23 protein-coding genes and 1 pseudogene are annotated in these 22,700 nt (G+C 71.3%); 10 read left to right on the top strand and 14 right to left on the bottom strand.

Translation table 11 applies throughout. The features are described from left to right. The first annotated feature begins 100 nt into the window (after window positions 1–100). The gene (locus tag O7604_RS00625) at window positions 101–985 is read left to right on the top strand and encodes a phosphotransferase (protein WP_281578540.1); all 885 of its coding nucleotides are present in this window, start codon (window positions 101–103) and stop codon (window positions 983–985) included. 101 nt (window positions 986–1,086) lie between these two features. After that, window positions 1,087–2,043: a LysR family transcriptional regulator gene (locus O7604_RS00620; RefSeq protein ID WP_281578539.1), complete on the top strand. Its 957-nt coding sequence runs from the start codon at window positions 1,087–1,089 to the stop codon at window positions 2,041–2,043. Here O7604_RS00620 and O7604_RS00615 read toward each other — a convergent pair. From O7604_RS00615 to O7604_RS00580, 8 genes are read right to left on the bottom strand one after another with little or no spacing between them, the layout of a single operon-like run. Beyond that, complete coding sequence (locus tag O7604_RS00615; RefSeq protein WP_269700948.1) at window positions 1,968–3,203, bottom strand: VWA domain-containing protein; 1,236 nt, start codon at window positions 3,201–3,203, stop codon at window positions 1,968–1,970. The two genes, O7604_RS00620 and O7604_RS00615, sit on opposite strands and share 76 nt — an antisense overlap. Next, the gene (locus O7604_RS00610; protein WP_281578538.1) at window positions 3,200–4,012 is read right to left on the bottom strand and encodes an SRPBCC domain-containing protein; all 813 of its coding nucleotides are present in this window, start codon (window positions 4,010–4,012) and stop codon (window positions 3,200–3,202) included. The genes O7604_RS00615 and O7604_RS00610 overlap by 4 nt, the downstream gene beginning before the upstream one ends. Then, the gene (locus O7604_RS00605; RefSeq protein ID WP_269700945.1) at window positions 4,009–4,878 is read right to left on the bottom strand and encodes a MoxR family ATPase; all 870 of its coding nucleotides are present in this window, start codon (window positions 4,876–4,878) and stop codon (window positions 4,009–4,011) included. Before O7604_RS00605 ends, O7604_RS00610 begins: the two co-directional genes overlap by 4 nt. Then, the gene (locus O7604_RS00600; RefSeq protein WP_281578537.1) at window positions 4,875–5,447 is read right to left on the bottom strand and encodes a nucleotidyltransferase family protein; all 573 of its coding nucleotides are present in this window, start codon (window positions 5,445–5,447) and stop codon (window positions 4,875–4,877) included. The genes O7604_RS00605 and O7604_RS00600 overlap by 4 nt, the downstream gene beginning before the upstream one ends. A gap of 8 nt (window positions 5,448–5,455) precedes the next feature. After that, window positions 5,456–6,322, bottom strand: a complete 867-nt coding sequence (locus O7604_RS00595) for an XdhC family protein (RefSeq protein WP_281578536.1) — start codon at window positions 6,320–6,322, stop codon at window positions 5,456–5,458. 10 nt (window positions 6,323–6,332) lie between these two features. Further along, window positions 6,333–8,723: an aerobic carbon-monoxide dehydrogenase large subunit gene (locus tag O7604_RS00590; protein ID WP_281578535.1), complete on the bottom strand. Its 2,391-nt coding sequence runs from the start codon at window positions 8,721–8,723 to the stop codon at window positions 6,333–6,335. Continuing rightward, window positions 8,720–9,268 carry a (2Fe-2S)-binding protein gene (locus tag O7604_RS00585; protein ID WP_269700939.1) on the bottom strand — a complete coding sequence of 183 codons (549 nt, stop codon included), beginning with the start codon at window positions 9,266–9,268 and terminating at the stop codon, window positions 8,720–8,722. Before O7604_RS00585 ends, O7604_RS00590 begins: the two co-directional genes overlap by 4 nt. Before the next feature lie 2 nt (window positions 9,269–9,270). Next, window positions 9,271–10,143 carry a xanthine dehydrogenase family protein subunit M gene (locus O7604_RS00580; RefSeq protein WP_281578534.1) on the bottom strand — a complete coding sequence of 291 codons (873 nt, stop codon included), beginning with the start codon at window positions 10,141–10,143 and terminating at the stop codon, window positions 9,271–9,273. 115 nt (window positions 10,144–10,258) lie between these two features. Between O7604_RS00580 and O7604_RS00575 the strand changes: the two genes are divergently transcribed. Beyond that, window positions 10,259–11,332: an XdhC family protein gene (locus O7604_RS00575; RefSeq protein WP_281578533.1), complete on the top strand. Its 1,074-nt coding sequence runs from the start codon at window positions 10,259–10,261 to the stop codon at window positions 11,330–11,332. A gap of 79 nt (window positions 11,333–11,411) precedes the next feature. Here O7604_RS00575 and O7604_RS00570 read toward each other — a convergent pair whose 3' ends face one another. Together O7604_RS00570 and O7604_RS00565 are read right to left on the bottom strand one after the other, a co-directional pair. Continuing rightward, window positions 11,412–11,978: a hypothetical protein gene (locus O7604_RS00570; protein ID WP_269700935.1), complete on the bottom strand. Its 567-nt coding sequence runs from the start codon at window positions 11,976–11,978 to the stop codon at window positions 11,412–11,414. A 15-nt stretch (window positions 11,979–11,993) separates the two neighbouring features. Continuing rightward, window positions 11,994–14,612 carry a hypothetical protein gene (locus O7604_RS00565; protein WP_269700934.1) on the bottom strand — a complete coding sequence of 873 codons (2,619 nt, stop codon included), beginning with the start codon at window positions 14,610–14,612 and terminating at the stop codon, window positions 11,994–11,996. A gap of 320 nt (window positions 14,613–14,932) precedes the next feature. Between O7604_RS00565 and O7604_RS00560 the strand changes: the two genes are divergently transcribed. From O7604_RS00560 to O7604_RS29545, 5 genes and pseudogenes are all read left to right on the top strand, one after another. Further along, window positions 14,933–15,319, top strand: a complete 387-nt coding sequence (locus O7604_RS00560) for a hypothetical protein (RefSeq protein WP_281578532.1) — start codon at window positions 14,933–14,935, stop codon at window positions 15,317–15,319. Then, window positions 15,312–15,830, top strand: a complete 519-nt coding sequence (locus O7604_RS00555; protein ID WP_269700932.1) for a DUF418 domain-containing protein — start codon at window positions 15,312–15,314, stop codon at window positions 15,828–15,830. Before O7604_RS00560 ends, O7604_RS00555 begins: the two co-directional genes overlap by 8 nt. A gap of 5 nt (window positions 15,831–15,835) precedes the next feature. Then, window positions 15,836–17,020 (top strand): sensor histidine kinase, encoded by a 1,185-nt coding sequence (locus tag O7604_RS00550; protein ID WP_269700931.1) that lies wholly within the window; start codon window positions 15,836–15,838, stop codon window positions 17,018–17,020. A gap of 57 nt (window positions 17,021–17,077) precedes the next feature. Further along, a pseudogene (locus tag O7604_RS29550) lies at window positions 17,078–17,305 on the top strand (response regulator); the annotation flags it as partial. A 250-nt stretch (window positions 17,306–17,555) separates the two neighbouring features. Then, window positions 17,556–17,648 carry a hypothetical protein gene (locus O7604_RS29545; RefSeq protein WP_332367295.1) on the top strand — a complete coding sequence of 31 codons (93 nt, stop codon included), beginning with the start codon at window positions 17,556–17,558 and terminating at the stop codon, window positions 17,646–17,648. Between the two features lie 69 nt (window positions 17,649–17,717). Here the strand turns inward: O7604_RS29545 and fmdA are convergent, their stop codons facing one another. Both fmdA and O7604_RS00535 read right to left on the bottom strand, forming a co-directional pair. Further along, entirely contained in the window at window positions 17,718–18,971 is a 1,254-nt protein-coding gene (gene fmdA, locus O7604_RS00540; protein ID WP_281578531.1) for a formamidase, read from the bottom strand. A 21-nt stretch (window positions 18,972–18,992) separates the two neighbouring features. Next, entirely contained in the window at window positions 18,993–19,271 is a 279-nt protein-coding gene (locus tag O7604_RS00535) for an FmdB family zinc ribbon protein (protein WP_269700929.1), read from the bottom strand. Between the two features lie 200 nt (window positions 19,272–19,471). Here O7604_RS00535 and O7604_RS00530 point away from each other — a divergent pair, with 200 nt between their 5' ends. Further along, the gene (locus O7604_RS00530) at window positions 19,472–20,650 is read left to right on the top strand and encodes a cellulose binding domain-containing protein (protein ID WP_281578530.1); all 1,179 of its coding nucleotides are present in this window, start codon (window positions 19,472–19,474) and stop codon (window positions 20,648–20,650) included. An 11-nt stretch (window positions 20,651–20,661) separates the two neighbouring features. Then, on the top strand, window positions 20,662–21,792 hold the full coding sequence (locus O7604_RS00525; RefSeq protein WP_281578529.1) for a glycosyl hydrolase 53 family protein: 1,131 nt from the start codon (window positions 20,662–20,664) through the stop codon (window positions 21,790–21,792). 24 nt (window positions 21,793–21,816) lie between these two features. On the opposite strand, the gene O7604_RS00520 is transcribed toward O7604_RS00525, so the two are convergent. Next, complete coding sequence (locus O7604_RS00520; protein WP_281578528.1) at window positions 21,817–22,221, bottom strand: DoxX family protein; 405 nt, start codon at window positions 22,219–22,221, stop codon at window positions 21,817–21,819. 103 nt (window positions 22,222–22,324) lie between these two features. Further along, the gene (locus O7604_RS00515) at window positions 22,325–22,663 is read right to left on the bottom strand and encodes a hypothetical protein (protein ID WP_281578527.1); all 339 of its coding nucleotides are present in this window, start codon (window positions 22,661–22,663) and stop codon (window positions 22,325–22,327) included. Window positions 22,664–22,700 lie beyond the last annotated feature (37 nt).

Here is a 22,700-nt window from a genome sequence, read left to right as displayed (position 1 = left end):
ACCGCCCGGCGGAGAATCGAGTACCGGACGGCCGTCAACTCGGTTGTGTGCCGCTGCAAGGCCTGGCAGCCTGACTGCCTCGGTCTGACGAGAGGCGGCCATGACGCGGACCTTCCTGCAGCCGGATGACCTGCACGACCTCGTGTCGGACCAGTTCGGCTCCGACCGGCGGCTCGCTGCCCTGGACCGGCTCACCGGCGGCACCAAGAAGGGCGTCTACCGGCTCCGGCTGAACGACCGGACGACAGCGGCGCTCACCGAAGCAGGAGTGCGTGTCCCGCATCTGATGATGATCGACCGGGACGGCCGGCACCTCGACGCCGACATCGCGCTTGTCGAGGATGCCGGCGCACTGCGGCTGGAGGCGTTGCTGGAACACGATCCGGCCACCGCCGCAGCGCCGCTGTCCGCGCTCGGTGACGCCCTGCGCCGCATGCACACCACCTTCGGTCCGCACTACGGAAAGGTCGCGGCCGTCGCCCGAGGTGAGGCATCCCAGGCGCGGCGCACGGAAGACGTGATCGTCGACCGCGCGCTCGGCCACCTCGACGCGGCAGCGGCCCGCGACGCCCGGCTGGCCGATGCCCATCACCGGATCACCGCCCACGTACGCCGTCTCAGGAGCGCGGTCACCCCGCGCGAGGAGTACGGGCTGGTACACGGTGAACTCGGGCCGGATCACGTGCTCGTCACACCCGCCGGTGAGGCCGTCATGATCGATTTCGAGGGGCTGACGTACTTCGACGTCGAGTGGGACCATGCCTGGCTCCGGATGCGTTTCGGTGACGCCTACCCGGCGCTGCGTCCGGTCGACCTCGATTCCCACCGGCTGGAGCTCTACCGGTTCGCGCAGACGCTGTCCCTGATCGAAGGGCCACTGCGGATCGCGGACACCGACTTCCCGGATCGGAAATGGATGCTGGACCTCGCCGAACGGAACATCGTCAAGGCGCTCACCGGGTGTACCGGGCACGTCGCTGCATGATGCACCGCCCCTGGCGGCGGGGCAACCGGCGAGGAATGATCGGAGTACCCGCGGGCTGTCCGGCAGCAGCCCATGGCGCAGCAGAAGGGCGGTCGACGCCGATGACTCCGACGCAGCTACGGGCCTACGTCGCTGTCGTCCGGCTGGGATCGGTCAAGCGGGCCGCCGCGCAACTGGAGGTCTCCGAGCCGGCGGTCTCGCTGCTCATCGGCCAGTTGCGCAGAGAGTTCGGCGATCAGTTGTTCACGCGGACGGCGGAGGGACTGGCCTTCACCCCCGGCGGGCTGCGGCTCGCCAGTCGCGCGGCCGAGATGCTGGGCCTGCAGGACCGTACGGTCCTGGAGGTCAGTTCGGCGGCACACGGCCGCCGGCTGCTGCGGGTCGCCGCGTCCAGCGAGTTCGCCGAGTTCGCCGCGCCGAGACTGATCGAGCTGTTCGCCAGGCGCGCGGCCGATCTCGACGTCGAGCTGAGCGTCTGCGACCCCGGCTCCTTCGAGTCGCTGCTGCTGACCCGGGCCGCGGACGTCGCGATGGGACCGCTGCCGCCGGCCGCTGATCCGGCGATCTCCGGCCGGCCGATGATGAACTACCGGCTCGTGACTGTCGTCGGCCCCGATCATCCGCTGGCCGGTGTGTCGGCGTCACCGGGGCAGTTGCGCGACCAGACCTGGCTGCTCGGCCCGTCGGGCACCAACACCGTGGGCGCCGTTCCGGCGTTGCTGCGCCGGCTCGGGGTGCCCGAGGAGCGGCAGCAGATCTTCCAGAGCCACGCGGCGGCCCTGGGTGAGGCGCAGCGTGGCCGGGGGGTCGCCCCGGCGCTGTCGTTCACCGTGGCGCGGGACCTTCGCGGCGGCCAACTGGTGGCGTTGTCCGGGCCGCACGCCACGGCCGAGGCGGTATGGCATTCGCTGGTGCTCGTCACCCCCGGCACACCTTCCGTGGCGGCCGAGCTGTGCCGCTTCGCGTCGACGCCCCGGGCGATTCAGGCGATGATGCGCGGCGTGGGCGTCGCGGTGAACCGTTTCCGGCCCTCGGTGCACGTGACGCTCTGGAGCTGATCGGCGGCGTCCAGCAGGTCCCGGAACGTCGCGGCCGGCAGCAGCCGGTCACAGTAGGGCAGGGCCGCGGCCATGCCCGCCACCAGGGGAGCGAAGCCGGGGGCACCGGCGCGCGGGTTCAGCCAGACGATCCGGTGGGCACGGCGGCTCAGCCGCGCCATCACGGCGGCGAGTTCGTCCGGCGGGTCGCTGTCCCAGCCGTCCGAGCCGATCAGCACCACGGCACCGCGAACCGCGTCGCCGTGCGGGGAGGCGAGCAGCGCCCGCAGGTTCGTCGCGATGCGCGTACCCCCGAACCGGTCGGTCACGGCGGCGCTGGCGTGCGCGATCGCCGCGGACGCCGACGTGTGGCGCAGCGCGACGGTGAGCCGGGTGAGCGTCGTGGCGAAGGCGAACACCTCCGCGTCGGTGACCACCGCGAAGGCCCGCAGCAGGTGCAGGTAGGCGTGGGCCTGGGCCCGCATCGACTCGCTGAGGTCGCACAGCAGCACCACCCGGCGCGGTCGGCGTACCGGTCGCTCGCGGACGACCTCGACGGGCTCCCAGGCGGTGCGACGGGCCCGGGCGATCGTCGGGCGCAGCGCGACCCGCCGCCCGGCCGGGCCTACGGCGTGCCGCCTGGTGCGCCGGGACGGCCAGCGGGCGACGGCCTCGCGCAGGGCCTCGCCGAGCAGTTCGAGTTGGGCGCCGTCGAGGTCCTCGAACGGCCGGTCGGCGAGCCCGGCGAGGGCGCTGGGTCGCCGCTCGGGCAGCCGCACCCCGGTGTCGGAGGGCTCCGCCTCGGCGACGGGCGCCGGCAACGTCGCCCACGGCAGGCCGCCGCCGTCGCCGGTGGCGTCGGTGTCCGCGGGCACCGGCAGGTGCACGTCGTCCCGGGTCCCCGGCGGAGCCGCGGACCGGGTGAGCGGTAGCGGTGGCGCGTCGACGAAGACAGCGGCGAAGACACGGTCGAAGGCGGCGAGGTCGGCGTGCCGCCGCACGAAGCTGATCCGGGCGGCCCAGTAGAGCGCACCCGTGTCCCCGGGCGTCCACACGGCGAGCGCCCGGACGAAGTCACCGGCCTCGGTGAGCCCGGCGTGCACGCCGGCCCGCCGCAACCGGCCGGCGAAGGCCGTCGCGAACGCCGCGCGGTCGACGCCGCGCAGCAGACCGGCGCTCACCGGCGTGCGACCCGCCAGGCGATCACCGCGCCGATGACGACGATCCCGACGAGCACCGGCACGAGGCGCTTGACGACGGCACCACCGGCGATGTCGAGCAGGTCCAGCGTCTCCGGCTCGGCGGCGGCCCCGGTCGACGGTCGACCGGTGGACGCCGACGTCGCCACGGGGGTGCCGGCCGCGGTGGCGGACCGGGATGCGGGCGAGGCGGCGTCCGCGTCGGCCGCGAGGGTACGGGGCCTGGCCGTGGAGGCGTCGGGCTCGGTCGCGGCGGACGTGGCGCGCTCGGGCGTCGGGGCGACGGCCGGCGCGGGCTCGGATGCGTCCGGCGCGCTGGCCGAAGGCGGGGTGCTCTCAGCGGTCTCCTCGGCCGCCAGCTTCGCCTCCAGGTTGGCGACGAACTGGGCGAGCAGCTTGCCGGACACCTCCTTGATCATGCCGCTGCCGAACTGGGCCAGCCGCCCCGAGATCTTCAGATCGGTGTCCACGCTGACGACTGTGCGCTGATCGTCCGGCCGCAGTTCGGCGGTGACCAGAGCGGACGCGTTGGCCGCCGACCGCCGGTCGCGGCCCTTCGCCTCGATCACCCCCCGGTACCGCTCCTCGTCCTTCTCGACGAAGCGTGCGGTGCCGGCGAACTCGGAGACGACCGGCCCGACCTTGACCTTCACCGTGCCCTGGTGGAGGTCGCCGTCGACGCCGGTCAGCTGGGCGCCCGGCAGGCACGGCGCGATGCCCTCCAGGTCCGTCAGGACCGTCCAGGCCTGCGCGATCGGGACGTCGACGGTGAACTCGTTGGTGATCTTCATGCCGGCCTCTCCTGGTGTGCGCCGAGCGCGGCGGCGACGGCGGCGCGGTCGTCGGGGGTCTTGGCGATGGTGCCGATGGTCCGGACGACGTCGTCAGCGGCGAGGTCGGCGGCGCCGAGCACGGAGAGCGCGGCGACCCAGTCGATGGCCTCGGCCATGCCGGGCGCCTTGTCCAGGCCGAGGGCGCGTACGTCGCCGACGAAGGCGGTCGCCGTGCGGATCAGCCGCTCCGTCGCGCCCGGCACGGCCCGTCGGACGATCTCGGTGGCGCGGCCCGGCTCCGGGAACTCGATCCAGTGGTACAGGCAGCGGCGGCGCAGCGCGTCGTGCAGGTCGCGGCTGCGGTTGGAGGTCAGCACCACTACCGGCGGCGTGGTCGCGGTGAACGTGCCCAGCTCGGGGATCGTGATCCCGGACTCGCCGAGGAACTCGAACAGCAGCGCCTCGAACTCGTCGTCGGCCCGGTCGATCTCGTCGATCAGCAGTACCGGCGGCACCGGTCCCGGGTGGCGTACCGCCCGCAGGATCGGCCGCTCCTGCAGGAACTCCGCGGCGAACAGGTCGGCGTCGGTGAGCGAGGCGCCCCGGGCCTCGGCCAGCCGGATGGCGAGCAACTGCCGCTGGTAGTTCCATTCGTACAGCGCCTCGCCGGGGGTCAGGCCCTCGTAGCACTGCAGCCGGATCAGCGTCGTGTCCAGCGCCCGCGCCAGTGCCTTCGCCGCGGCGGTCTTGCCGACGCCGGGCTCGCCCTCGAGCAGCAGCGGCTTGCCCAGTCGCAGCGCGAGGAAGACGGCCATCGCCATGCCGTCGTCGGCGAGGTAGTCGACGGCGTCGAGCCGGCGCCGGACGGCCAGGGGGTCCTTCACCGCGCCTCGCCCGAGAGCAGCCGCCGGTAGTCCGCGCGGGTGTCCACGTCGATCGGCACCGGCCCGTCCACGGGTATCTCCGTGACCGGGTACCGGCCGGAGTGCAGCAGCTTCCACACCGCCTTGTCGCCGTGCAGGACACGCAGCTCCGGCAGGACGTCGCGGGCGAACCAGAACGGGTGCCCCAGGCCGTCGGCGTACCGGCACACCGCGAGTGGGGTGGTCGCCGCCGCGACCCGGCGTACGTCGGCGGCCCGTACGCCTGGTTGGTCGCCGAGCAGGAGCACGAGCCCGTCGGCGCGCGGGTCCACCGCCTGCGTCGCGGCGCGGACCGACGAGCCGCAGCCGGTGCTGAACTCGGCGTTCTCGACGACCTGGACCCCGGTGAGGTCCACCCGTTCCCGGACCAGGTCGGCGGCGCCGCCGAGGGTCACCAGCAACTGGTCGAAGGCGCACGAGCGGGCCAGGTCGAGGGTGGCGTCGAGCAGCGTCCGCCCGCGGTACGGCAGCAGCTGCTTGGCCTCGCCGAGGCGCACCGAGGCCCCGGCGGCCAGGACCAGGCCGGTCACGAACACGGCTACGCCGCCACGTGCCGGTCGAGGCAGCCGGGGCAGCAGAACCAGTGGTCGGTGCCGTCGATCCGCACGTGCGGGGTGTCCGGCCCGACCAGGACGGTCATCCCGCACACCGGGTCGACTGCCTGCTGGGGGAGCGCGACGGGCGCGGCGGGGGAGGAGGAGAGGCCGTCCACGCGGAGCGCCCGCACCACCTCGGCCATGATCGACAGGGCGATCTCCTGCGGTGAGCGCGCCCCGATCTCCAGCCCGGCCGGAGTACGGACCCGGGCGCGCTCGGCGTCGGTCAACGTCAGTTCGTCGAGCACCGCCGCCCCGCGCTTTCGGCTGGCGACCAGCGCGATGTGGCCCACGCCGGCATCCAGGGCGGCGCGGATGGCGTCCTGTTCGCCCTTGCCGAGGCCGGCCACCACGACAGCTGTCGCGCCGGAGAAGTCACCGGACGTGGCCACCTCGAAGTCGAGGAAGGCAGCGAGGGTGGCCACCGCCGCGCTGATCGGCGTGTCGCCCACCAGACCCAGCACGGGTACCGGTAGCACCGGGCGCAGGAAGATCTCCAGCGCCCCGCCCGAGTGGCACGGGTTGACCACGACTCGCGCTCCCGGGGTGTCGGGGAAGGCGGGCGCGCTGTCCGGCAGCACCCGCAGCAGCAGCGCGTTGCCGTCCCGGAGGGCGTCCAGGGCGGCCGCGCGCACCGAGTTCTCGGCGCACATCCCGCCGACGAAACCCTCGATGGTGCCGTCCGGCAGGATCACCGCGTCGTCGCCGGGCCGGGCCGACGTCGGGTCCTGCGCCCGGACCACAGTGGCGTGCACGAACGGCGCGCGCGAGGCGGTCAGATCCCGCGTACGGCCGGCGATCGTCGTCATGGCCACCTCCCTAGATCGGCGGGCGGGCGTTGCCGCGCATCGCGTCCCAGACCCGCGACGGCGTCAACGGCATGTCGGCATGCCGTACGCCGAAGGGTTCGAGGGCGTCGACGATCGCGTTGACGATGGCGGGCGGGGAGCCGACGGTGGCCGACTCGCCCACGCCCTTCGCGCCGATCGGGTGGTGCGGGGACGGGGTGACGGTGAAGCCGGTCTCCCAGTCGGGCACCTCCAGCGCGGTCGGCAGCAGGTAGTCCATGAGGGACGCGCCGAGGCAGTTGCCGTCCTCGTCGAACGCGATCATCTCCATCAGGGCCATGCCGACCCCGTCGGCCAGCCCGCCGTGCACCTGCCCCTCGATGATCATCGGGTTGATCCGGGTGCCGCAGTCGTCGACGGCGACGAACCGCCGCACCTTGACCTGCGCGGTGCCGGGGTCGATGTCGACCACGCAGATGTACGCCCCGTGCGGATACGTCAGGTTCGACGGGTTATAGCAGATCTGCGCCTCCAACCCGCCCTCGATGCCCTCGGGCAGGTCACCGGCGCCGTGCGCCCGCATCGCGATGTCCTGGATCGTGACGCTCTTGCCCGGGTCGCCCTTGACCCGGAAGGAACCCTTGTCCCACTCCAGGTCGGCGACCGAGACCTCCAGCATGCCGGAGGCGATGATCCGGGCCTTGTCGCGGACCTTGCGGGCGACGAGGGCCGCCGCGGCACCGGAGACGGGGGTGGACCTGCTGCCGTACGTGCCGAGGCCGAACGGCGTGTTGTCGGTGTCGCCGTGCACCACGTCGATGTCGTCCGGCGGGATCCCGATCTCCTCCGCGATGATCTGCGCGAACGTCGTCTCGTGCCCCTGACCCTGGGACTGCACGCTGAGCCGGACCACGGCCTTGCCGGTCGGGTGCACCCGCAACTCGCAACCGTCGGCCATGCCCAGGCCGAGGATGTCCATGTTCTTGCGCGGGCCGGCACCGACGGCCTCGGTGAAGAACGCGATCCCGATGCCCATCAACTCGCCCCGGGCCCGCTTCTCCTGCTGCTCGCGCCGCAGGTCCGCGTAGCCGGCCATCTCCATCGCGAGGCGCATCGTCGGCTCGTAGTCGCCGGAGTCGTACACCCAGCCGGTCTTCGTCGTGTACGGGAACTGCTCCGGGCGGATGAAGTTCTTCAGCCGCAGCTCGGCCGGGTCCATGCCCAGCTCGTCGGCGAGGCAGTCGACGATCCGCTCGACGAGGTAGACCGCCTCGGTGATACGGAACGAGCAGGCGTACGCCACGCCACCCGGTGCCTTGTTGGTGAAGACCGCCGTCATCTTGCAGTACGCGGCCTCGATGTCGTAGCTGCCGGTGAAGACCCCGAAGAAGCCGGCCGGATACTTCACCGGTGCGGCGGTGCCGTTGAAGGCGCCGTGGTCGGCGAGGACGTTGGTGCGGATGGCCAGGATCCGGCCGTCGCGGGTCGCCGCGATCTCACCCCGCATGATGTAGTCGCGGGCGAAGCCGGTGCTGATCAGGTTCTCGAAGCGGTCCTCCATCCACTTCACCGGCTTGCCGGTGACGATCGACGCGACGATCGCGCAGACGTACCCCGGGTAGATCGGCACCTTGTTGCCGAAGCCACCACCGATGTCCGGCGAGATCACCTGGATCTTGTGCTCGGGGATCCCCGCCACCAGGGCGTAGAGGGTGCGGTGCGCGTGCGGCGCCTGCGTGGTGGACCAGAGGCGCAGCTTGCCCTCGACGGCGTCGAAGTCGGCGATCGCCCCGCACGTCTCCATCGGCGCCGGGTGCACCCGCGGATAGACCAGGTCCTGGCTGACCACGACGTCGGCCCGGGCGAACACCGCCGCGGTGGCCGCCTCGTCGCCGGTCTCCCAGTCGAAGCAGTGGTTGTCGGTCTTGCCCTCCAGGTCGTCGCGGATCACCGGGGCGTCCGGCTCCAGCGCGCGGCGGGCGTCGACGACCGGGTCGAGGACGTCGTACTCGACGTCGATCAGCTCCAGCGCGTCCCGCGCCGCGTACCCGTCCTCGGCGACGACGAACGCGACCTCCTGACCCTGGAAGCGCACCTTGTCGGTGGCGAGCACGGCCTGCACGTCGTTGGAGAGCGTCGGCATCCAGGCCAGGCCCTGCTCGGCCAGCATCGCCCCGGTCACGACCGCCTTGACGCCGGGGGAGGCCTCGGCGGCGCTGGTGTCGATGCTCAGGATCCGCGCGTGCGCCACCGGCGAGCGGAGGATGGCCAGGTGCAGCAGCCCGGGCAGCCGGACGTCGTCGACGAACCGGCCCCGGCCGCGCACGAACCGCGGGTCCTCCTTCCGCAGCATGCGGCCGTATCCCACCGGCTTCTGGTCGTTGTCGTGGAAGGTGTCCACGCGCTCGTGCACGGTCGTCATGCGACGCTCCCGGCGGGCTGGCCGGCGTTGTCGATCTCGCCGGCTTCGGCTGATTCGGTGGTCTCGGTGACCGCGGCGGCCGCGTTCGCCTCGTGCACGGCGGCCCAGCGCACCGAGCGCACGATGGTGGCGTAGCCGGTACAGCGGCAGATCTGGCCGGAGATCGCCTCGCGGATCTCCGCCTCGCTCGGGTCCGGGTTGCGGTTCAGCAGCGCGCGGGCCGTCATCATCATGCCGGGCGTGCAGAAGCCGCACTGCAGGCCATGGCACTGCATGAAGCCCTGCTGGACCGGGTCGAGCTCCGCGCCCTTCGCCAGGCCCTCGACGGTACGCACCTCGTGGCCGCCGGCCATCGCGGCCAGCACGGTGCACGACTTCACCGGTTCGCCGTCGAGCCAGACGACGCAGGTGCCGCAGTTGCTGGTGTCGCAACCCGAGTGCGTGCCGGTCAGGCCCAGCACGTCACGCAGGAAGTGCACGAGCAGCAGCCGGCCCTCGATCTCCCGGGTGACCTCGACGTCGTTGACGGTCATGGTGACCTGCATGCTCAGCTCCTCGCCCGTTCCACGGCCCGGCGCAGGGTCCGTCTGGTCAGCTCGTCGGCCAGGTGCCGCTTGTATTCGGCGCTGCCCCGCTGGTCGGTGGCCGGCTCGCAGCTGCGCGCGGCGATCGCCCCGGCCTGCTCGAAGAGGCTCTCGCTGGGCGTCTGCCCGCGCAGCGCCGCGGAGATCTCCGGAATACCGGTGGTGTTCGGGCCCACCGCGGCCAGACCGACCCGGGCGTCGGAGATCACGTCGCCGTCGAGCCACACCGCCGCGCCGGCCGAGACGACAGCCCAGTCGCCGGCCCGGCGCTCGACCTTCTCGTACGCGCTGCCGCAGCCGGGCCGCACCGGCAGCCGCACCTCGACCAGGATCTCTCCGTCATCGACGGCCGTCTCGTACGGCCCGACGTGGAACTCCTCCATGGACAGCACCCGCTCGCTGCCGCCCGGCCCGCGGATCACGCAGCTCGCGTCCAGGGCGGTGCAGACGGCGGACAGGTCCTCCGACGGGTCCGCCTGGCAGAGGGAACCGCCGAGGGTGCCCCGGTTGCGCACGATCGGATCGGCGATCACCCGTTCGGCGTCGGCGAAGATCGGAAAGGCCGCCGTCAGGACGGCGGACTCGAGCAGTTCCCGATGCCGGGTCAGCGCGCCGATGCGCAGCTCGTCCGGACCCGCCTCGATGTAGCCGAGTTCGTCGTGGAGATCGTTGATGTCGATGAGGTAGTCGAAACTGGCCAGCCGCAGCTTCATCATCGGCAGCAGGCTGTGCCCGCCGGCGATCAGCCGCGACGTGCTGCCCAGCCGCTCCATCAGGCTGATGGCATGGTCCACACTGGTGGCTCGCTCGTACTCGAACGGGGCCGGTACCTGCATATCGCACCTCCGGAAGTCGTCAATGTGGTGCCGGTGCCTCGGGAAGTCAACGCCGACCTAAGCAAGTCCTTAGGTCGGCGTTGACGGTGCCGCGCTGCTCACGGATCGTGCGGCAATGCGAGACATCGTCGACGGGCTTACCGCGTGGCGTGCCGCCGGCGTCCGGTTCGCCGTCGCGACGGTCGTCCGTACCTGGAGGTCGGCGCCCAGACCGCCGGGCGCGGCCATGGCGGTGGGTGCCGACGGTGAGGTCGTCGGCAGCATCTCGGGAGGTTGCGTCGAGGGCGCCGTGTACGAGCTCTGCCGGGAGGCGATACGGACCGGCCAGGTGAGCACCGAGACCTACGGTGTCGGCGACGACGACGCCTTCGAGGTGGGCCTGACCTGCGGTGGGACCATCGAGGTGCTGGTCCAGCCGGACGTCGTGCTGACCGAGCCCGACGCGGTGTTCGCCGCGATCCGGGCCGGCGCGCCGGTGGCGACCGCGTCGGCCGGGAACGCCCAGCTGGTGGTCTGGCCCGACCGGGTGGCCGGCACCCTCGGCGACGCCGACCTGGACCGCGCGGTGGCGCAGCAGGCCGAGGGCATGCTCGCCCTCGGCACCACCGGCACCATCCAGCTCGGTACGCGCGGGCAGCAGCGGCACGACGAGGTGTCCGTCTTCGTCCAGTCGTACCTGCCCCCACCACGGATGATCGTGTTCGGCGCGATCGACTTCGCCGTCGCGGTGGCCCGGATCGGCCGCTTCCTCGGCTATCACGTCACGGTGTGCGACGCGCGTCCGGTGTTCGCCACCCGCAAGCGCTTCCCCGACGCCGACGACCTCGTCGTGCAGTGGCCGCACACGTACCTGGGGTCGACGGCCGTCGACGAACGCACCGTGCTCTGCGTCCTCACCCACGACCCGAAGTTCGACGTCCCGCTGCTCCAGGTCGCCCTGCGCACCCCGGCCCGCTACATCGGCGCGATGGGCAGCCGCCGCACCCACACCGACCGGCTGCGACGCCTGCGCGAGGCGGGTGTGGACGAGGCCGCCCTCGCCCGGCTCTCCTCACCGATCGGGCTCGACCTGGGGGCGCGGACGCCGGAGGAGACCGCCGTGGCGATCGCCGCCGAGTTCGTCGCCCTGGCCGCGGGCGGCTCCGGCCGGCGGCTGACGGACCTCGACACACCGATCCACCACCACTGACCGGCCTACCTTGTCGCCCGGAACGAGATGTGCCCAGGCTCCTCGGCGAAGAGTCAGCAACGGCCGTCGCGGCGGCGCGTCAGGCCCCGAATGCGGGCCACGGATCAGGGTGGCCGCGTCTGCGCGCGTAGGTCCGCGCCCAACCTCTGGCGCGCGCGGGAACGAAGGGCGATGGAGTTCTGGCGATCGCCAGGAAGACGCTCGGCTCGAAGCGTTCCCCGATGTCCGGCCGACTCAATCGGTCCGCCGTCTCCACGAGTTCGACGCCGGCCCAGCAACGCATCGTGTAGTGAGCCGCCATCGGCTCGATCAGCGCCGGTGGCACGGCGTAGACGTCGGGCGGCGGGACCGGATCACAGGCGTTGAGCCTTTCGAACAGATCGGTCAGGAACGCCAGTGCCACGTCCGGCTGGAACGCTGGGCTCTGCGACCAGTACAGGTATCCGTCCCGAAGGAATTCCGAAGACTGACAGGAATGCAGACCCGCTCTTCGATAGATCGCCCAGCCGCTGCGCATCATTCCCACCCCGTCCTCCCTGACAACGCAGCCGATGGCGTACTCGTGAAGTTGCTGCAGATCAGCGGATCGGAACGGAGGCTCCTGCCAGAAGGCGGTGCCCTTCTTCCTTCGGTTGAAGATCGGCATGACTACTACTACTCCTCATCGGGAGAGATCTGATCCGTGGCGGGTCAGATACGCGTGGAGGTGGCCCTCCCATCGCGGCCGAACGACGTCGTACGGCTCGAGCCACTGGGTCGGCACGGAACGCACGGGGAAGCCCACCGAGTCGAGAAAGCATTCGACCTGAATCCAGGGGCGGGTACGGACGGGCAGCCGGTCGACCTCATGCTGTAGGGCCGCCAGCCGGTCCCGGTCGCCAGCGAGACGTGCGTCGCAGAACTCGGCCAACGCGTATCGGAAGCCGATGGCGCCAGCGGGGCCGGATGCCTGATCAAGAGTCTTGAGCCGGTCGAGCAGAATGGACGTCTCCGTCGGGTCCGACCGGCGCAGCAGAATCGTGGCGAGCAGACCGGAGCGGATCGCGACGGTATGACCGGACATTTCGGCGTCGTCGCGAAGCTTCCTGACGCTCTCGATGTCGAGATCGTCGTGCAGAAAGGCTCGGCGCTCGAGGTAGACCCCGAGGTCCTCAAGGTATTCACGCTGCCGCCCGGCATACCGCAGGCTCGACAACTTGTCGCCGATCTCGGTGAAGTACCGATCAGGACAGCCGTGCGTGTACTCCTGCGCCCTCATGATCAGTGCCTCGATCTTGAGGCCCCTTGCGGCGTCGCGGGCCTCGACGAACCGGCGGGCGGTGCTCAGGATCTGCGGTCGTTGCCCGAGATGGAACTGGGAAGGCGACTCCTCAATGAGCTCGTCGAACACCGCCAGCGCCTCCTCCCACCGGCATTGCGACTTCAGTGCGTAACCGAGGTGCCGGTGAGCTACTCGGCGCATCGGGTGATCTGCGCGCGAGATCTCCCGCAGGAGTGCCAAGCGTTCCTCGACGGGTGTGTCGAGGGACTTGGCAGTGATGAAGTTCAGGACATGCCTGCCGTACTCGGTTCTGCTCTGCGCCGGCACCCGAGCCCGCAGGCCCGGTATGGCAGGGCTGAACACCACAGCACTGGTCAACCAATCCGCATAGGAACGGCTGGGCGAGGACTCAAGGGTGGTGTTCTGGTCGCAGACCAACTGGATCGCGATGCCTACGGCGTCCAGGACCCCCCGGGTGTCCTCCTGAGCCTTGGCGACGGCGTGCATCTCGTGCGTCGCCACAGCAGCGCGGGTGGCGGCGAGCTCCCAGTCGCGTTCTGTCCAACCTCCGGCAACCTGGTGATCAGTACGCCGGATGGCCTCCCGTACCGCGTCGTGTAGCCGGTACGGGAACCGATCACTGTCGTGCGGCTCTACCATTGGACGAGTCACGGCACGTTCGGCGCACCCGTGGTCGACGTCAGCGGCCGCGGCGATCAGCGATGTGTTGAAGATGCGGAACAGGCAGGCCGCGCGGATTGCCCGCTGCTCGTCGTGGGGAATGTCGTCGAGGACGCGCATCACCAGCGAAGCCAGCCCTCCGGTGACGTCGCCGATCTCGACGGCGCGGCCCTGGCCGGCCTGCTTGGCGGAGAATGCCACCTGGCAGGCGAGCTCGAGATACTGCGGCAGCCCCGCAGAAGACCCGACCAGTTCCTCGACAACCTCGTCGGTCAACGGCAGGTCGAGCCCGGTCCGGGCGCGTTGAATGAACGTCCGGGCATCGGCCGGAGAGAGGTCATCGACGGGGTGCTGACGCAATGGCTTCGGTGCCGCCGGCACCAGGCCGGGCCAGATCCGTGGACCGCGATAAGGCAGGTCGGTCCGGTTGTGCCGATGCCAGTCCAGCTGATACCGCCCGGTCAGAACGAACAGCACGTTGGGCATGCCGTGGATGAGCGCATTCAGGTGGCCCTCGGCCACCCTTCGCGGGTCCAAAGCGAGGCGTTCCGTGGTGTCGATGAAGACCACCACGAGCGCGGACGGTGTCATCATGGCTAGTTCCCAAGACAGCAGGGCCGCGATCTCACAGGCAAGTGCGGGCCGCGATTCGGTGGGGCTGGGTTCGTCCGCGCAGCGCAGGAGGAACTCCTCGAAACCGGCGTACGCCTTCAGACCGAGTTGCACGTCTCGCCTTCTGCGCAGCACCCCGAGGATTGTGCGAACTCCTCGGACTCCGAGGCCGACTGCGGTGCCGGTGACGAGCTCGCCCACCGCCCCGAGATCGTTGAGGATGTTGCTGGCCATGTCGGCGACCACGTCGGCGTATTCGCCCCGGCTGTCGATGCTGGGCAGGGGATCGCCAGGGCGTACTGCCGACCAGTAAGCCGCGAAGGCCAGATCGAACAGCGGCCACCGACGACGGACGCTCGCCACACCGGCACGCAGCGCGAGCAGCACCGCCAGCATGTCCACCTGGCCCGCCGAGCCGTGCAGATCGATTCGGATGATCGCCTCGACCTTGGCGGACGGGGGCGGACCCCAGCCGTTGGCCAGCGGCAGATCCCGCCTTACCCATGCCTCCAGTCGCTCTGAAAGTGCCGTTTTGCCGACGCCGCCGAGCCCGTAGAAGGTGAGTACGTTGAGCCGCTCGGGGCCGATGTCGTCGTTCCGGTCGAGCAGCTGCCGGAAGGCCGCCAACGCTGACTTGAACGCCTGCGACTCGGCCTCGCGATCCGTGAACAGGTTGCCGGCTTGCGTCCGCCAATCACTGTTGCTGCCAGGACGAGGCACTCTCATAGAGAGACTTCTACGTGTCGTCGTTGTGTACGACAAGGCGCGAGAGTGAGGTCAGGTCGTGCGGGTAGCCGACGGCCTCCGTTTTCGTCGAGCCGCCCGCCAGTTGGGTGCGTACTGCGTCGCCCGGCCACTATGGACTGGCCATGCGGCTGACGCTTCCCGCGATGCACCACCGGGTGCTTCCCAGCAGTCAAGGACCGGCTCGTCGAAGACTCCCGCGTGTTACGAAAGCACTCGCGCGAACTCGTCCGGTGCCGCCGCCACCTGTCGGACGGCAGCGGCGACCCGCACTGTGCCGGAAGGCGCCGAAAGGGACGAGAATGTACGGCGGCGGCACTGTCCCCCGGCCCACCGCCGTGCTGCTCTGGCAGGGCATCCACCTCGGTGCCCTGGCGGTGCTGGCGCTGGGCGTCCTCATCGGCCTGGACGACCTGGTCGAGGCGTTCCGGTACGGCGGGTTCTCGGACCCGCTGACCGTCCTGCGGAACCAGGGCATCCACGAGATCGTGCTGGTCGCCGCGCTGGTGGCGCTGGCCCGGGTGCCGGACCGGACGCTGATGGTCGCGGCAGCGTGGTGGCTGACAGTCGTCGCGCTCGTCCAGGGGGGGCATACGCGATGCCCTCGACCGGTCGGCGCTCGTTCTTCTGGTCGTTCGAGATCGCCGACCCGTTCGAGGCACTGGCCCTGCGTCCGCTCGAATGGCTGATGACCCCTTCGGCGTCATCGGCGTGGGCAGCGCCGTGCTGATCGGCACCTGGGCCGCCCGGCGTGGGGTTCTCACCGACCCGGTCGCGCACCGCGTCCTGCTGGTCCGCGCGGCGGTCGCTGGCGTCACCCTGGCGGTGGCGGGAGGGCTGCCGGCCGGGCTCGCGGTGACCGGCGTCGCCAGGGGCCTCGGGTGCTCGGCGCTGATCGGGCTGGCGGCGATCCGCGTCGGCGACCGGCCGGGAAGGGCGGTCCGGGCGCTCGTCGCGTGCGGGCAGCGCTCGCTGTCCTGCTACCTGTTCCAGTCGGTGGTCTTCGTGACGCTGCTGCTGCCGTTCACCCTGGGGCTGGGCGCGACGCTCGGCAGCGCCGAGGTCACGGTGCTCGCCCTGGGCACGTGGCTGGTGTCGGTGCTGCTCGCCGAGCTGATGTGCTGGGTCGGGGCGGCGCGGGCCCGCCGAGGTGTTGCTGCGCCGACAAACGTGTGGGACAGCGCGACGATGGCGGGGTGACGTCTGTGGCGGAGACCCTCGGCCGGCAGCGGGAGCTGCGGTGGAATCGGGCGTGGGCGCTGATTCCGTACCCCTTGTTGCTGCTGGCGTGCGCGGTGTCCGTCACCGTCGACGAGGTCGCCCAGGGGGACCGCCTGGCCTCGGCGGCGATCGCCGCCGGGCTCGCCCTGTGGCACTGGTGGTTCGTCCTGTTCCATCCGCAGTGGTGCGAGCGCAGGTCATTGACGATGGTGGTCTACTACGCGGGCGTGGTCGGGTGCACCGTCGTGCTGGTGCTGCGCAGTGACGCGCTCCAGCTGTTCATCCCTGCCTGCTACCTGCTGGCGTTCGTGGCGCTGCCAGGCTGGTGGGCGTACCCGGGCGTGGTCGCCGCAAGCGCACCGGCGCTCGTGGTGTCCGGCGCGAACGCCGGGTCGCTCCTGATCAACCTGGGGGTCGTGACGCCGCTGGCCGCTGGGGTGGGCGCGATGATCCGGGCCATGGAACGGGAGGCGGTCCGGCGGCGGAAGGCCAACGACCGGCTGGCCGCCTCGATGGCCGAGAACACCCGGCTGCATCAACTGCTGACGGCTCAGGCCAGGGAGGCGGGCGTCGCCGAGGAGCGGGCCCGGCTCGCCCGGGAGATCCACGACACCGCCGCCCAAGGGCTGACCGCAATCGTCATGCAGCTGGAGACGATCGACGACGTCCCCTCGGGCCAGGCGCGCCGCCGGTTGGACACCGCCCGCTCCCTGGCTCGTACGAGCCTGGACGAGGTGCGCCGGTCGATCGACGCACTGCGCCCCGGGCCGCTGCAGGACGCCCGGCTCTGCGACGCCACGCGACAGGCCGTGGCAGCCTGGAGCGAGCAGTACGACGTGGCCACGAGCTTCACCGTGACCGGCACCCCGCTGCCCGCGCACTCGGAGGTCGACGTGACGGTGCTGCGCGCGGTCCAGGAAGCGCTGTCGAACGTGGGACGGCACGCGCGGGCCGAGCGCGTCCACGTCACCTTGTCCTACATGAGGATGTCCTCGTGCTTGACGTACGCGACGACGGGAGCCTTCGCCGCGGAGCACTCCGGAGGGTTCGGGCTGACCGCGCTGCGCCAGCGCGCCGAGGCCCTGGCCGGCTCGGTGGACATCGAGTCGTCCCCGGGCGCCGGCACCGCGCTCAGTGTCACGGTGCCGGTGATCGAGGCGGCCCGGTGACGCGCCTGCGGCTGGTGATCGTGGACGCCATCCGTGGTACGCGACGGGTTGCGCGGGATGCTCGGCACCCAGCCGGACTTCGAGATTGTCGCGGAGGCGGCCGGCGGCGCGGAGGCGTTGACCGTGACGCAGGCCGTGCGACCGGATGTCGTGCTGGCCGACCTGCGGATGCCGGAGTCGAGTGGTGGCACGCTGATCCGCCTGCTGCTCGAACGGGTGCCGACCGTGCGGGTTCTCGTGCTCACCACGCACGACACTGATTCGGACGTCCTGCCGGCCGTCGAGGCGGGTGCGGTCGGCTACCTGCTCAAGGGCGCGCCGCGCGAGGAGCTGTTCCGCGCCGTACGCGCTGCCGCCCGGGGCGAGACAGTGCTGTCCCCGTCCGTCGCGGCTCTGCTGCTGTCCCGCGTACGTCGGCACCCCGCGCCGGCCGAGGGCCGGCTCAGCGCGCGGGAACGGGAGGTCCTGGCCATGGTCACCCCGGGGGCGGACGAACCGCGAGGCCGCGGCCGCGCTGTTCATCAGCGAGGCCACCGTGAAGACCCACCTCCTGCACATCTACGCCAAGCTGGAGGTGCCCGAGCGCGCGTCCGCGGTCGCCGTCGCCCGCCGGCGCGGCATCCTCTAGCCCGACACCCTCACGCCACGGGCGGCGAGGCCTCGGCCCACCCTCGGAACCGGTGGTGTGGTCGTCGACTCAGCTCATGGTGGCCTTCGGGGCGCCCTTGCCCGGGTCGATCCGGGTCGGACCGGAGGCCGAGGGGCGGATGTCGAAGTCGAAGATCTCGGTCGGCAGGTAGACGGTCGCGCAGGAGTTGGGGATGTCCACCACGCCGGAGAGCCGCCCTTCGATCGGTGCGGCACCGAGCAGCAGGTACGCCTGTTCCGGCTGGTAGCCGAACCGGGTCAGGTAGTCGATGGCGTGCAGGCAGGCGCGCTGGTAGGCGAGCTGCGAGTCGAGGTACCGCTGTTCGCCGTCGAGGGTGACCGACAGCCCGGAGAAGGCCAGCCACTGGGAGTACTGCGGCGGGGTGTCACCCGGCATGAAGATCGTGTTCTCGGCGACGCCGTACGTCTGCATGCCGTTCTTGATCAGGTCGACGTGCAGGTCGACGAAGCCGCCCATCTCGATGGCGCCACAGAACGTGATCTCTCCGTCGCCCTGGGAGAAGTGCAGGTCGCCGAGGGACAGGTTGGCTCCCGGCACGAACACCGGATAGAAGACCCGGCTGCCGACGGTGAAGTTCTTGATGTCCTGGTTCCCGCCGTTCTCCCGGGGCGGAGCGGTCCGCGCCGCCTCCGCGGCCACCCGGTCGAAGTCGGCGCCGGTGAGGCTGCCGAGGATCGCGTCCTGCGGCTCCGGAGGCAGGGCCAGGGGCGGCACCCGGTCGGGCGCGGTGGCGATCAGCGCACCCTCCCGCTGGTTCCAGGTGGCCAGCAGCGACGCGGACGGGGCGGTGCCCATCAGCCCCGGATGGGCGATCCCGGTGAACGAGACCCCGGGGATGTGGCGGGAAGTGGCCTTGCGCCCCGAGAAGTCCCAGACCGCCTTGTACGCGTCGGGGAACTGCTCGGTCAGGAAGCCGCCGCCGTTGTTCTTGGGGAAGATGCCCGTGTAACCCCAGCCCTGGCCGGCCAGCGGGCCGGACTCCTGCGGGATCGGGCCCATGTCGAGGATGTCGACCATGAGCAGGTCGCCCGGTTCGGCGCCCTCGACCGCGAACGGGCCGCTGAGCGCGTGGACCCGGGTCAGCGGAGCGTCCCGGATGTCCTCGGCGGAGTCGTCGTTGTGGATCGCGCCGTCGAACCACTCGCGGCAGTGGACACGGAACGACTGTCCGGGCCGGACCGTCGCCACGGGCGGGATGTCGGGATGCCAGCGGTTGTGCCCGACCTTCTCCTGGTCGGTGAACCTCTTCGCGGAGTCGAGGGGGAACAGCAGTTCAGGCACGGCGTTGAGCCCTTCTCGTGGTCACCATCGGGGCAGGCGGGCGTGGGCCGGATTCGTCGAGCGGCGCGCCGGGCGACCGCCGGGTACCCGCCCGACCACCTCCGGCTGTTCCGCGCTGCGCTCGGTCCGGTCGACGGCCTCGCGCAGCGCCGCCGGCATGCGGGCGAGCCGGGGCGCGGAGAACACCCGTGTCGCCGGGCGTCCGCACCGGGGGCAGCTCGTCGACGGGCCCGCGGTGCCGATCGGCATCGCGACGTCGAAGTTGCCGTCCTGCGGGCAGCGGTACTCGAAGGTGGCCATCGCGGGTTCCCGTCCAGCCTTCGTACGTGCGGTGGCCGTTCTGCAGCGGTCACCCTGTCGTTCCGATTGTGTCTGATCCATCAGATAGGCGGCGCAAAACGACGAATCAGGCAGGAGTCGTACCTCGCGAGAGGCTGCCGTGCCGACCGAGGTGTGGGACACGTTGGCGATCATCGATGTGTTGACGGCATCGTCGACGTATGGCTGCCGTCTCGTCGTCCTCGCTGTTCCGCCGCCTGCGGCCGGGTCTGCCGGCCGCCGTGCTGTCGGCCGCGGTACTGGTCACCGCCCTGAGCGCCGCGCCGTCGGCCGGCGCCGGCACCGCGTACCCCGCTGCCGCACCGGCGCCCGGCGGCGCCGCGGTGCCCCTCGCGGACCCGACCGGGACTGTGACGCCCACGTCGACGCCCAGGACGCCCGACCCGCCCAGCACCACGCCGTTCCCGCCGAGCGCGCCCACGAACCTGGCCGCCACCCAGGTGCGGACCACGTCGGTCACCCTCACCTGGACGGCCGCCACGCGCGGCTGCTGCCCCGTCGTCGGGTACGACATCACCTACTACCAGGCTTTCAGCGACGTGATCTACAGCGTCAGCCTCGGCGACGTCACCACCGTGACGATCACCAACTACATCCAGCCGGGCCAGCAGTACTCGTTCCGGGTGTCGGCCCGCGACGGCGACGGCCGCCGTTCGCCCGCCACCGACGAGCTGAAGGTGGTTACTCCGGTGACCGACACCGGCCCGGACACCACCCCGCCGAGCGCGCCGCAGAACCTCACGGTCAGCGAGGTGCCCGGCTCCGCCGCCACGCTGTCCTGGGCGCCGTCGACGGACAACGTCGGCGTGCTCGGGTACAACATCTACCGGTTCGACGGCTGGTTCACCTCGACGCTCGTCGCCACCGTGCCGGGGACCACGTACACCGGGCCGCTGCCCCCGTCGACGCCGCTGCGCACCCTGTACTACGTGCGGGCCCGGGACGCCGCCGGCAACGTGTCGATCGCCTCCAACACGGTCGCCGCGCCCACGACGTCCACTCCGCCGCCACCGCCGCCCTCGACCTGCCGGGTGACCTACCGGAACCAGTCCGAGTGGCCCGGCGGTTTCGTCGCCGCGGTGACGGTCCAGAACACCGGGACGGCGCCGGTCGACGGCTGGATCGTCACGTTCGGATTCCCCGGCGACCAGCAGGTCACCAACGCCTGGAACGCCACAGTAGGGCAGACCGGCGCCACGGTGACCGCCCGCAACGTCGACTGGAACCGGGTCATCGCGCCGGACGGATCCGCGACCTTCGGCTTCCAGGGCCGGTGGGGCGCCAGCGACGCGCCGCCGACCGCGTTCTCGCTCAACGGCGCGCCCTGCACTGTCGGCTGAGAGGGAATCCCGTGAGCACACCGCATCGCCGCCGCCGGACCCTGGCCGGGGCCGTCACGGCCGTCGTCCTCGCCCTCACCACCACGATCGGGGGTACGCCGGCGCCCGTCGCCGCCGCGAACACGCTCGTCATGCGGGGCGCGGACGTCTCCTCGTTGCAGCGCAGCCTGGACCTGGGGGCGAAGTACTACGACGCCGGCGGGGTCGCCCGCGATCCGCTGGACATCCTCCGGTCCGCCGGCGCCAACTACGTCCGGCTGCGCGTCTGGAACAACCCGGCCAGCGGCTACAACAACAAGAGCAAGGTGCTGGCCCAGGCACGCGTCGCGAAGGCCAAGGGCCTCAAGGTGCTGATCGACTTCCACTACTCCGACACCTGGGCCGACCCCGGCAAGCAGTACAAGCCGGCCGCCTGGGCCGGGCACAGCCTCAGTCAGCTGCGCAACGACGTGTACACCTTCACCTACGACGTCTGCGCCGCCCTGCGGGGGCAGGGCACCCTGCCGGACAGCGTGCAGATCGGTAACGAGATCAACGTCGGGATGCTGTGGAACGAGGGCAAGGTCGTGAACAACGACTTCGCCCCGCTGGCCGGGCTGCTGAAGCAGGGCTACAACGCGGTGAAGGCGTGCGGCGGCGGTATCCCCGTCATGATCCACACCGCGAACGCGGACAGCAACGCCAACGCCAGGTGGTTCTACGACGGCATCCGCGCCCAGGGTGTGCAGTGGGACATGACCGCCCTGTCGTACTACTGCGTGTGGCACGGCAGCCTGGCGAACCTCTACAACAACATCGTCGACCTGCGGAACCGCTACGGGAAGCCGGTGGTGATCGTGGAGACCGCGTACCCCTTCACCCGGGCCGACGCGGACGGCCAGCCGAACGTCATCGCCGGCGACGCCACCTGCGACGGCATCAGCGCGACCTGGGCCGGACAGGCCCAGCAGTTCGACTGGGTCCAGAACACCGCCCGCAACGCCGGCGCCATCGGGGTCTTCTACTGGGAACCCACCTGGTACGCCGTCCCCGGCAACGGCTGGGACCCGGCGAACATCAACGGCACCGGGAACGGGTGGGACAACATGGCCCTCTTCGACTGGTACGGGCGGGTGAACCCGGGGGTGCGCTGGACGCCCTGACGGCTCGGCCGGCGCACCCCCGGTTCAGCGTCCGAGGAGCCGGGTGATCGAGTGGCGGCGGCCCCACGCGATGAACACGAACAGCACGAACAACACCACGGGGGTGAGCACCAGCGCGCCGCCGTCCAGGATGAACGCCTGGGTGATCGCGGCGCCGACCATGAGCAGCGCGAGCCCGACGGCGGCCAGACCCGCCAGCCGCGGCACCAGCAGCCCGATGCCACCGGCCAGTTCCACCAGGCCGACGAAATACCGGAACCAGGGCGCGGCGCCCATGTCCTCGAAGGTCTGGACCGTGTTCGTCTCGCCGAACAGCTTGGGAGCGGCCGAGGCGACGATGAAGAAGACGCCGAGGAAGCCCTGGAGCACCCACAACGTGCGGTTCAGCCCACGGGCGACGGGCGGGGGAGTGGTGTCGACGACGGTCATGGTTCTCGTCCCTCCTGGCGGTCTGCCGGTTCTCCGCATCCGATCGGATACACCGGGTCAGACCAGCCAGGGCGGGTGAACTCATCGGTGGTCAAGCGTGTGGCTACCACGCCTTCCCACGGATCGGGGGCACGTCGAGATCGCGCTCGCCGCCCCGGTACTCGGCGAGGACGCACCGGCGGATCGAACGCCAGGCGACGCGTTCCTGGCGGCGGCCGAGCCTGCGGTACGCCTGGAAGGTGCAGAGCCGGCAGCCGCAGAGGTTCGGCGCCTGCGGCGACACCTCGCGGTGGCAGCGGGTACGGATCCGCCTCGGCGAGGCGAGGAACTCTGCCAGGTCGCACGGGCCGGAGTCGTGCCGGTGGATGTCGGTGAACCAGTGGCGCAGGTACGGATCCCGCCGCTGCACCCGCTCGGGTCGGTGGATGTCGGTACGGGCCATGTGACGACCGCCCTCCGGCCGCCCGCGCACCGTGCGC

Origin of the sequence: Micromonospora sp. WMMA1947 (assembly GCF_027497355.1) — a bacterium.
Classification (GTDB): Bacteria; Actinomycetota; Actinomycetes; order Mycobacteriales; family Micromonosporaceae; genus Micromonospora.
The sequence above is the reverse complement of the archived record's forward strand: the minus strand, read 5'-3'. Positions and strand labels throughout refer to the sequence as shown.